Source organism: Burkholderia sp. S-53, from assembly GCF_025560745.1.
Taxonomy (GTDB): domain Bacteria; phylum Pseudomonadota; class Gammaproteobacteria; order Burkholderiales; family Burkholderiaceae; genus Burkholderia; species Burkholderia pyrrocinia.
In genome coordinates this window covers 252402-263614 of sequence record NZ_CP090484.1, presented here as the reverse complement: position 1 = coordinate 263614, position 11213 = coordinate 252402, and the positions used below count along the sequence as shown (strand labels likewise).

The window sequence follows — 11213 nt, the reverse complement described above, 5'->3', positions numbered from 1 at the left end:
GGTCGGGCCGCCGCCGTGCCGCGGCGCGCTCAGGCCTTGCGCGCGATAACGCCAACCGGCGAAGCGGGCACGCGTTTCGGCGCGGTCTTGTAGTGCGTGCTGTATAGCGCCGCGCCGACGAACACCAGCCCGCCGACCAGGTTGCCGACCACCGTCGGAATCTCGTTCCACAGCAGATAGTCGACGATCGTGAAGTGGGCGCCGAGCATCAGGCCGGACGGGAACAGGAACATGTTCACGACCGAGTGCTCGAAGCCCATGTAGAAGAACACGAGGATCGGCATCCACATCGCGATCACCTTGCCGGGAACGGACGTCGACATCATCGCGGCGACCACGCCGGTCGACACCATCCAGTTGCACATCACGCCGCGCACGAACAGCGTGAGCATGCCGGCGGCGCCGTGCGCCGCATAACCGAGCGTGCGTGCTTCGCCGATGCCGCCGATCTTCTGTCCGATCGCGTTCGGCGCTTCCGAAAAGCCGAACGTGAAGATGATCGCCATGAACAGCGCGACCGTCAGCGCGCCCGCGAAATTGCCGAAGAACACCAGCGTCCAGTTGCGGAACACGCCGCCCCAGGTCGCGCCGGGCCGGCGGTCGATCACCGCGAGCGGCGCGAGCGTGAAGACGCCGGTGAGCAGGTCGAAGCCGAGCAGGTACAGCATGCAGAACCCGACTGGAAACAGCAGCGAACCGGCCAGCGCGTTGCCGGTGTTGATCGTGATGCTGACCGCGAACGCGGCTGCGAGCGCGAGGATCGCGCCCGCCATGTACGCGCGAATCAGCGTATCGCGGGTCGACATCGACAGTTTCGATTCACCGGCGTCGACCATCCTGGTGACGAATTCGTTGGGCGTGAGGTAGGCCATGGTGTGCGCTCGTAAAGTTGGACGGGCAAAAAAAACCGCGCCAGGCACTCGCTCGACATGCGAGTGCCTGGCGCGGACGCTGTTATCCACGTGATCGGCCGCCATGGTTCGACGTGGCGCGACCGTCAGGCCGCCATTAGCCTGACGAACGTGTTGTTCGCAACTTTCATACCAGTGACGGGGATATCGCGCTTCAGGCAGGCGGGGCGCGACTTGCCGGGGCGCAGTGGTCGCGAGCCGATCGCGGCGAATCGCACACGCGCGGTGCAATCGGCACCTCCTGCACGCGCTTCGGGCGCTGCCGCGGTGCGTGATGCGTGGTGCGTTCCGGTCAGGTCAGGTCGTGTCGTCGTCGCGCGGCGGTGCGTCCGGCGGGCGTTGCTGCGGACGACGCCGCGCGGAAGGGGGCGCGTGCTCGTCGACGAATTGCGCAGGTGACGCCAACGCGTCTTCCGCGATATCGGCAAGCGGCCGATTGCCGTCCATCGACGCTTTCTGCAGCATCCGATACGCTTCGTCTTCCCGAAGATTGAAGCGCGCCATCAGCGTGTTTTTCGCGCGCTGCACCAGCTTGCGTTCGTAGAGTGCGCGACGTGCCGTGTCGAGTTCGACCTCCGCGCCGGCCAGTCGCGCCGATTGCGACTCCAGCAGCGATTTCAGGCTGGTGAGGGTCCACGAATCGGAGCCGGACAGGCGTTCCGGAGGTTCGTGCACCGCCGCGCGCGCCGACAACGGATCGCCGGCGAAGAAATGGGCGAGGGCCTGGATATGCGGGGGCGGATTGTTCCGCAACTGCGCCATCAGGCGCTCGGAGTCGCGCAGTGTCCGAAGGGCGTCGTCGATTCGTGCGTCGCACGTTTCCTGCACCTGCAGCGTCAGCGCAATCTGTAGGTGCCAGAGATCATCGATGCGGGCGCTTGCGGCGTCGAACCATGCTTCGCTCAGGCCGGCATCGAGCGCATCGCCGGCGTGCGCTGTGCACAGTACGCGTCGCAGCTTCTCGAGCATCGCCATGTGCGGCTCCGCCATGCGCGTTTCCCGCCATGCGTTTTGCGTCGCGCTCGCGAAGTTCGCGAAGACTTCGAGACTGCGCTCCTGCGCGGCGATCAGATACAGCAGGCGCTGCTGCTGGTCCGCCGAAAACGTGCCGGCCGCGAACATGTGCGCACCGACGGCGCGCTCCTGTCCCGCTTCCTCCTTGCCCTCGACGACATGGACGAGCGCAATCAACATGCGCGACACCGCCGGATCCGCAGCGCTGTCGGCGAGCTGGAAAATCAGCTCCACCAGGCCGCCGATCACGGTGCTGAACGCCTGGACGGAATCCGGTGCGGACAGCGCGATGCGGTCGATCCGTTCCCGCAGCACTTCCAGCGATTCCAGGTCGAGCAATACCCATGCGATCAGCGACAGCAGGCGCGACGTCGAGCCGTGTGCGGGAGTCAGTTCCAGATCAAGGCGTTCGCGCAGCTGGGCGACGAGCGGCGTGGATTCGTCGCGTGAAGCCGCGCGTTCCGCGGCGAAACGCCTGCCGTGCGACGCCAGATAGATGCTGGTCGCGCCGCGCTCACGCTGCAACGCGTGGATCAGGCGGCCGAGGAGGTCGACCAGCTCGATCTGCCCGGCCAGGCGACGCAGGGACGCGATTTCCTGCTGCTTGGCGAGCAACGCGAATTGCAGGGCGGTGGCGGGCATGGTGGGGGCTGGCGGTCGGCGGGGACTCGGTTCCAGTGTAGTGCGGACAAAAATCGTGATCTTTTTGACGCGTTGCGCCGCGAGATCGGTGCTGTCGTGTTCGCAGCATCGAGCACTTGTCTCGTTCGTTTCCCCGCAGTCACTTCCGGCCGGTGACGTACTGCAATAGCTGGGTCATGCAAGGGGAAAATAGGTGATGTCCAGTGCCGGCGGAGCGATGGGAGTCTGGGATAACAGCGCATGAATTTGACCGCGGTGGTGCGCGTGATGTAGAAAGAGATGCGACAAGACCAGGTGGCGCGGCAATCGTTGTGGTCGCCCGTCCATACTGACGTAGGCGAGGTCCTCGTCGAAATCGCTGACGGGCACAGTGCTGATGACGCGGGTAAGCCGTTCGTCTTCGGTCTTTCTTGCGGCGCGAAGGCTTTCAAAATCCGGGCAGACCATATGATCCAGAGACGGGATGTTATGTCCCTCTCCAGAGATGCGACCGAGCCAGATTCGGTCCGTGGCAAGAAGATGATTGAGCGTATGGTGGATCGACCCGAACGCGCAAGGGCGCTCGAGGAAGTAGTCGTCTTGCGAGAGTTGCGCACATGCATCGTAGATGCGTTCGTTCGCCCAAACGGTCCAACGTGCCAACATTTCAAAGCTGTTTCGCATTGCTGATCCTTGTGTTGGGAGATACGGATGGACACCTTATCGATGCGGAATAACCCAGGTCAATGGAGTTTTTCTTATGCGTGAAAAGGTCTGTTAATGCCTGTACGCCGTGATCCTCCCCAGACACATATGCTTCGAGCTTTTGAGGCCGTTGCCCGACTGAAAAGCTTCAAGCAAGCGGCCGTCGAAATCGGCGTGACGCAGAGTGCTGTAAGCCAACGCGTAGCAGCCCTCGAGAACCGGCTTGGCACATGCCTCATCCATAGGGAGCATGGCCGCTTCGAGCTTACCCGGGACGGTGTCGCCTATCTGGCGACCGTCGAAAGTGTGCTGAAAACGCTGGAACGCGCCGATGACAGGCTGGCGGATCGCCGAGATACGGTTCGCATGACAGTCGTTCCTTCTTTTGCGCGATGCTGGCTCGCACCGCGGCTCGGTGCGCTCTCGTCAAGATTTGAAAATATCAGCCTCGATCTGCACGTTTCCGACAAGATCGAAGCGGTCGATGATGGGGAGTACGACCTGGCAATTCGCCTGCTGCCGAAGGAGCGTAGCCTGGGAGAACGGATGACGGCGACCGACGATGTCATGACACCGGTCTACACACCCGGCAGTCGAAAAAAACTGGTCAACGGCCGCTCGGACCCGTTCGAGGGCATGACGTTGCTGGAGGATGACTGCAGCCGTCTGGGCGGTTCGCGTGATCAATCGTGGGCAAGCTGGTATGCGCGCAACGGATACGATCTTCCGCCAAAGCACCGGAGGATCGTATTCAGCGATGCGGGGTTGATGGTCGACGCCGCCCGAAGCGGAGTAGGCGTTGCGCTCGCGCGCCGGTCGTTGGTTGAGGGCCATCTGGCGACTGGTGATCTGACGGAACACGCGGGAACGGCGCTTGAAAGCATCGGGCAAACATGGCTGATTCAGAGACGAGTCGGCCGCCGTAGCATCGCGAGCCAGTGCGTCGTCAAATGGCTTCTTGACGCCGTGTCGGTCGATCAACTGACGGGTTGACTTGCGCTGAACAAGACTGGGGCTGACAGGCACGCTGGCCAAGCGGTTTGTTCGAGGTGATCGGCTGTCGGCATGGCGAGATCCAGATCTCGTATGCTCATGGCGATCGGTCCAGGATGGCCCACGATGCGCTCCGGCAGTCCAAATCGCCGCCAGCATGCGCTCAAACCCTCGAGCTACGACATTTCAACTTTGCCCAGATGCGACATTACAACTTTGCTCTTACACTCAAACTATCGATAATTCATGTTATGTAAAATCATGGGCTCTACCCAACGCAAGCCTTTTGGCATCACTGAGCTCAGTAACTAGTCGTCGTATTCTGAGAAGGCGCCACGATAGATCTCTGGAGGGACCCGGTCCGGGTCGTTTATTTCAATGTGATGCTCGGGGTTGTCCCACAACGAGTTGCCCCCGCGGCGAAACTCATCGATGACCTCAAAAGGATTGCTGCTGAGGAGTGCGTCTCTCCAACAGTAATTTACAGTTATCGATGACCAATCTTCGCGCAAAAAAATCATCCAATCCTTCATTATCCCAATCGGGAAGGCCGGAGGGCGAGCTACGTCATATTTTTCTTGAAGTATCAATCGTTCTACGTCATATGGCCTTGCGTGCTTTAGGCTTGTTGCTGCGTAGCAATCTTGGCAGCCGAACTGTACGCCCTTCCAATACGTTCCATCGAGGGTAATTGGTCTTCGCGTCACACATCGGAATCGAATGAGAAATTGACGCGCCAGATTGTGCATCGGGAATGGCGATAGCCAATATGGCTCAAGATCTATATCCGTTTCGTTGGCGCAGTCGTCTCGCCAGCCTGCAGCCTTTAATTCTTTAAACAGATCTGAATATGCGTCTTCGAATTTCGCTAAATCGAAGTCAAAGTTAGTTGATGCCATTTTCCATCACCCTATCAGGAATTCTTGTTTCTTCGTTCGGAAAACCCAAATTAGACCCGTGACGAATGCGAGCGGTCCTGGCTATGGGGGACGCGTTTGGTGGCAGATTGCCCGCAGGTTTTAGCTGCGGATTCAGCTTCAGGATGCTTTCGTCTTTGCCCGGTGTGCCTGGAGGGCCACCGCAATTCCAGCATGCATTCTTGTGATAGTAGTAAGGGCCATTTTTGTCGTTTCTGTACCCATAGCCACCATTTGCCACGTAAATGTCGTCGTCCTTGCTCATCCCCATAGTTTTTCGCCCACTTTGTATTTCCTCGGCGGCTCGTGGCATACCGCAATGTCCCGGAGGATTTTTTGCTCTACCCCGATCAGTGGCTGGAAATTGTGACTCATCAGACATATTGATGTGATCCTTGGATGCCCTATCGCCGCTTCTTCTGACCACCAAGCGTCCTGTTTTGGGATCATACGCTCCTTCAAATATCTTGCTTTCACTGGAGCGCTCGGCCCAAGACGCATCCTTGAATTTTTTCGCTTCTTCATGGTGAAATCTGCGCTCACCGGGGTCCCCGGCTCCCTTGAGAGCATCATACTTTTCCTGGTGGTATTTCTGACGCTGCTTGAGTGAGTCTCTCCACGCTGAAACCTCCGGGCTTTCATCATATTTTTTCTGCTCATATACAGCTCGGCGCATTTCTCGATCTAGCAAAGGAGCGACATCGCTTCGTGATAGGTTGGAGCCAACGTGTATATCCGGCAAGGCTGGAGGGGAAGGACGCTCTGCGAGCGGTGGTGGTTCTTCGGGGGGCGCTTCCTCCTTGATTTTTGGTGTTTCTGAATTATTTTCGTTGTCGCCGGCGGTATTTCTATCTGGGCAGCCTGTTAACCCCAATACATCGACATTTGCTAACGGGTTCGTTAAATATGCGTATAAATTAATTCCTCCAGATTGTCCGATTGGATCCGTTTGCAGGTAGCGGCCTAGTTCAGGGCTATAAGAACGAAACCGATTGTAGTGAAGTCCAGTTGCAGAATCAAAATAGTGGCCGGGGAATCGCAAATTGTAGGTGATTGCGTTGCCGTCGGCTACCTTGAGCACTCCATACGGATCAACGTCTGCAGCTACCCAGACGGAGGATCCTCCGCTGTCTTCAATCCATCGTGGTAGCCCAACCTGATCGGAACAGACCAGATAAGCCTGACCGTTTTCCGGATCGGCATCGGCTGAAGGATAGTCGATGAAGAGGAACGGAACGAGTGACAATTCGTTGATGTAGACATAGAGTCGCAACCGTCCATCGGCTACCAGTTCTGCGGCAATTCTGTCTCCATCCCAGTAGTAGTCTGTCCTTTTTCCGTCATATGCTTGATAGATGCGTCGACATAAACCGTCGTACCCTGCGCTCCATACGTCGGACCGATCACTCCAGCCGACCTTCACGAGAAGATCCAGACTGTTGTAATGGTAAGTGATGCACACACCATCTGAGCGCATGAATTCGGTCAGATGGTTTCGGTCGTTGTATCGAAAGGTTCCTATGGACGAATTCGCCAACCGGTTTCCTTCGATATAGCGCATCCACGTTACCGTTGGCGTCGACAGGAGGTTACCTCCGCGGTCGTACTCGAACCGCCTTAGGGCATTGCCATTGAGGTTTTCCTCGATCAATCGATGTGCGGCGTCATACCGATACTGTTTCCAGTTGCCCGTGCTCGATGCAATTCGTTGCAGTTCTCCCGTCGCACTGTATCTGTACTCGATGCTCAGAGGTTGCTCGTCACGCTGTCGATTCCAAACGACCTGTCCGATACACCGCTTTGCATTGTCGAAGCCGCTCAATATATGTGTACCGTTGGCAGCCGCGAGCAGAACCTTGCCGTCTTCGTCGCGCATTAGCCGGTGGCATCCACCATCAGGGGTGTGAATTCGTACTTCATGTTCGTCCACTGATTCGTAATACACCGTGAAACGGCTTAAGTAGGTCGTACTCACGAGACGCCCGCGCAAGTATGCGTGTTCTATGCCGTAGCCGTCCCGCTTGTCCGCAGTGCGGTAGCGAGCGATGTCGTATGCCAGTGTGACCTCGTGCTCGTTAGTTGATGCCTTGATCGTGTTTCCTCTAGCATCGTAGTCGAAGACATGTGTTTCGCCGCTGGCTAGTATTCTTTTGCTATACAGTCCGGAATTCCCGGGCTCGAATTTCAACAATATCTTGCCTGCGCCGTCAAGCTTTTCGGTTAGCAGGTCGGCGGCATCATAGGAGTACGTTTCGCGTACGACGCCATGTCGTATGACGCTTGTAATCCGCCCTTTTTTGTCGTACGCATATGAGCTTTCGTTGCCGTTTGCGTCGACGATTGCCTCAATCTGTTGCTTGGCTGTATAGCGATAGCTGATCGTGTTACCCATTGGGTCCCACTCGGCGACGCGCAGGTTCCATGAGGCTATGTCATAGCGATAGTTGCGACTGCTGGTATCACTTCTTTGAATCACATTGCCTGCCGCGTCGCGCTGGAGGTATTCGGTATTCCCGAGTTCGTCGGTGCGTTCGACGACCCTCCCCGCGGCATCACGTAGCTTGACTAAGTTCGCACGCGGTGACGCACCGGATCCAAGAATTGATTCCGCAACCTTTGAAATTCGAAGAGGTAAGAGAATTTTTTCGGAGAGTTGGGACGGGGCGATTTCTCCCCATAGAAGTTCCAGAGGCGTGCAAGGAACGGTGCGGGGCAAGCGATGTGGCAATACCGGCTTTTTGTCCTTTACAGGCCAGAGATTTCCCCACTGGTCTACGCGTCCGGTATTGCGCCCGCGCGAACTGTAAAGCCAGATTACGACACGACCGCCTGAATCGATTTCACTCTCAATACGACCGTTCGCGCCCAGGAGATACTCGGCCGCGTCTCCGTATGGATTGATAACGCGCGTTATTGTTCCGGCTTGATTATAGACGACTGTCCATTTTCCACCGTCACTTTCAGTGACGATCGTCCGTCCCGGATGGTACTGGAGTCGCACATGCCATAGGCCGTCCTGCCCTCTACTTTCGATGCAGCGCCCCTCAATGTCGTAGCGATAGATGAACGAATACCCGTTCGCATCGATGAGACGTGTTATTTGACGGTTGCCGTTGTAGATGCAGCTCGTCGTAGCCCCTAGCGCGTTACGACAGATGACAAGACAGCCATTTGCATCGTAGGCATACTGGGCAATTCGACTGACGTGGCCGTCGACATTCGTTAGCGCAATTTCGACCATCCGTCCGAGCAGGTCATATTTGAATGCGATTGTACGTCGGACCTGACCATGCTCATTGGCTTGCGTGACTTTCCCGAGACGTCGTCCATTCCAATAGAGGACGCTATGTGCTCCGTCGCGGATGTGACCTACACATTGGGCGGTCTGATCTGCTGCTGAGGTGCGCTCGAACGCTAGGTGACCCTCTACGTCATGACGGACGATAAAGTGCCGGCCGTCGACCTGTTCGAGTTCGTATCCCTGAAAATGGCTGCGGTAAGCGCCGCCGGGTACTCGATCAAACGTGTATTCCGTTCCTCTCGGGTCGATATACACGACTCGTGTCCGCAGCAACCGCAGTTCATGCTGCCATGTATGCCGAAATCCGTATCCCAGCACGCCGTCGCGATTGTGCCAGCCACTGCTGTAGTGACGTCCCCACCTAAACGGCACTACGTCGTCGGTTTCGTAGTCGATGAAATCGTTCTCGACTTCTCCAGTGACCGCGCTAACCGGCTCACCAAACATCTCACAGGCCAGTTTCTGCGTCCACTTCGGCAACTTCGGCCTTACCCTCTTCCCAATCCCATGCTTCGCCCCGTGCCACATCATCTGCGAATCCGGCATCGGAAACCCGCCGATCAGCACCGACGGATCACCCATGAGCAGCGTGCCCATACTTGGCTCGATACCCGGATCCTTGCCCATCAGATTGCTGAGCATCATGAACGCGAGATCCGCCGCCGTCTGCGCGGCCATCATTGCCGCCGCGGCGATCTCCCCTTGCGATACGTCATCGGCAGCAGTCACCGCCCCTGACGCCGGCCCGAGCGCCGCATTACCAGCTCGCCACGCCTTCCCCGCCCGCCCCAACAATTTGGCTCGCCCCGTCACCTGCGCCGCCTCGCTCGCCACCTCCTCGCTTTTCTCGGCAGCGCTCGCCGCTTTACCACCCGAGTGCCCGACATGCCCCATCGGATTGCAGTGCCGCGTCATGTCGATGCCCATGCGCGCGGCACGCATCCCGCCGATGAACGTATTGCTCGAGCCGGTCTGAATATCGAAGTAAGGCGTCAACCCGCCGCAAGTCGGCGCATAGCCGATATCCAGCACCCGGGCGGCCGGAATGCCGCCGATCAACACGCTTAAACAACCGCTGCCGATCGTCAAGCCGACACTGGGTAACGGAAATCCGCTGCTCGGTGGATGGGCATGCGCATGCGGCGTGCCGAGATGGGGAACGCCGATCGTCGCCGCCGGCATCCCCGGCATCTTGTCGAGCAGCGGGATTTGCGCGATGCCGGTGTTGAGCAATTGCGATGGCATGCTCTGCAAGGATGCAAGCGCATTCACCGCTTCACTGACGTGGTGGATTGCGCCGCCCTCCGACGAGAACGTCTGCTTGAACGGATCGAAGGTCGACTTGACCGTACCTAGCAGAGAATCGCATGCGGTGTCCGTCTTCGATTCCGATTGCGCGGCATGGCTTTCGACAGGTTCGGACGCACGCGTCAATCGGGTTGCCGTTTCACTCATTGGCGTGCCCGTTCGTATCCGGCCATCGCGTCGCGCATGCCCGGCGCTATCGTTCCCCGCAGGCGAGCCATGTAGAGCGGGTCCTTTTCCAGCTCATACGCCCTCGCCTCGGTTTTCAGGCCGGCGTTTCCATAGAGTGACACGAGTCGATCGAGAATGCCGATGCGTTGCCGTTCGCAGCCGAATTGCTCGCACAGCCCCTTCGCGGCAATCCAGCTTTTCGCGGCTTCCGCCGCCTGGCCGCATGCCAGCAGCGCGACACCGCCCTTCTCCATCGCCTCGATCTTCGTATGCACGAGCATCAGCCTGCCGGCGGCACCGCTCGCCAGATCGAAATAAGTCGCCGCCTTCGCATGTTCGCCGAGCGTGTTGCAGCAGCTACCCGTCGCCATCAGAGCGTTGAGCACGACCAGCAGATTCCGGCCGTCGAGTGCTGCCGGCAGTGCGCGCAGGTACCAGTCCCTGGCATCACGCGGTGATCCGTGGCGCAGCGCCACGTCGCCCAAGCCGTGCAACGCGACTGCGCAACCGGTCGAATCCTTCCGCTCCGCATGAAACGAAAAGAGCGCGTAATACTTGCGCTGCGCATCGGGCAATCTGCCATGTGCAAGATCGATCCCGGCAATCTGCATCAAGGCGCCCATGCGCTGCTCGATCGGGTGCGCCGCATCGTTCGCGATGTCGACCAGATGGCGGGTCGCTTTTTCGGACGAGAAATCCACCGGCAGGATCAACACATGCGCTGCCTTCTTCTCGCGAACCAGCGGAATCAGGCACGGATGTTTCCGGTCATCGCGGATGCAGAACCGATGTCCTTCCATCCATTCCTCAAAGCCGTTCAGCGCCAGGCATTGCAGCACCAGCTTCGCAAAGCCGCCGAAATCGCCAACCGGCGATGGCAACCATGCCCAGACGACTTTGGTGCCGTCCGGCATCAGCGTGCGAACGTGCATGACGGCATCGCGCAGCCGCGTCGCCGGCGCGCGCCTCGGGTCGGTGCAGGTCAGCGGCAACGGCGGCCATCCTGTTTCGCCACGCTCGATGCGCGCGCGGCTCGCTTCGTCGATCTGGCGTGCAAGCGCGTCCATGCATGCCTGTAAATACGCATCGACAGAGTCGCAAGGAAACGGAAAATTCAGGAAAACCGCATCGCCGACACGCTCGTCGAGCGATTGCATCATCTTCAGTACAGGCACGACATCGTTGTCGGTTGCCTCGATCAACAGCGTCGGATCGTCGGGCTGATCGATGAACGCTTCGATCGACGATTCGATGGCGGCGAATTCACGATGCATG

Annotated in this window: 7 protein-coding genes; 1 reads left to right on the top strand and 6 read right to left on the bottom strand. The window is 58.5% G+C overall.

Annotated features, from left to right (window positions below; translation table 11 throughout):
• Window positions 1-29: 29 nt before the first annotated feature.
• From LXM88_RS23335 to LXM88_RS23325, 3 genes are all read right to left on the bottom strand, one after another.
• The gene (locus tag LXM88_RS23335; protein WP_128844059.1) at window positions 30-872 is read right to left on the bottom strand and encodes a formate/nitrite transporter family protein; all 843 of its coding nucleotides are present in this window, start codon (window positions 870-872) and stop codon (window positions 30-32) included.
• Between the two features lie 336 nt (window positions 873-1208).
• Window positions 1209-2567: a nitrate regulatory protein gene (locus tag LXM88_RS23330; protein ID WP_262544710.1), complete on the bottom strand. Its 1359-nt coding sequence runs from the start codon at window positions 2565-2567 to the stop codon at window positions 1209-1211.
• A gap of 174 nt (window positions 2568-2741) precedes the next feature.
• Complete coding sequence (locus LXM88_RS23325) at window positions 2742-3230, bottom strand: DinB family protein (RefSeq protein WP_262544708.1); 489 nt, start codon at window positions 3228-3230, stop codon at window positions 2742-2744.
• A 129-nt stretch (window positions 3231-3359) separates the two neighbouring features.
• Between LXM88_RS23325 and LXM88_RS23320 the strand changes: the two genes are divergently transcribed.
• Window positions 3360-4244: a LysR substrate-binding domain-containing protein gene (locus tag LXM88_RS23320; protein ID WP_262544706.1), complete on the top strand. Its 885-nt coding sequence runs from the start codon at window positions 3360-3362 to the stop codon at window positions 4242-4244.
• Window positions 4245-4552: 308 nt separating this feature from the next.
• Here LXM88_RS23320 and LXM88_RS23315 read toward each other — a convergent pair whose 3' ends face one another.
• From LXM88_RS23315 to LXM88_RS23305, 3 genes are read right to left on the bottom strand one after another with little or no spacing between them, the layout of a single operon-like run.
• A complete protein-coding gene (locus LXM88_RS23315; RefSeq protein WP_262544704.1) occupies window positions 4553-5143 on the bottom strand; it encodes a hypothetical protein in 591 nt (196 codons plus the stop codon).
• Window positions 5130-9917: an RHS repeat-associated core domain-containing protein gene (locus LXM88_RS23310; RefSeq protein WP_262544703.1), complete on the bottom strand. Its 4788-nt coding sequence runs from the start codon at window positions 9915-9917 to the stop codon at window positions 5130-5132. The genes LXM88_RS23315 and LXM88_RS23310 overlap by 14 nt, the downstream gene beginning before the upstream one ends.
• Window positions 9914-11212 (bottom strand): hypothetical protein, encoded by a 1299-nt coding sequence (locus tag LXM88_RS23305; protein ID WP_262544702.1) that lies wholly within the window; start codon window positions 11210-11212, stop codon window positions 9914-9916. The genes LXM88_RS23310 and LXM88_RS23305 overlap by 4 nt, the downstream gene beginning before the upstream one ends.
• Between the last annotated feature and the right edge of the window lies 1 nt (window position 11213).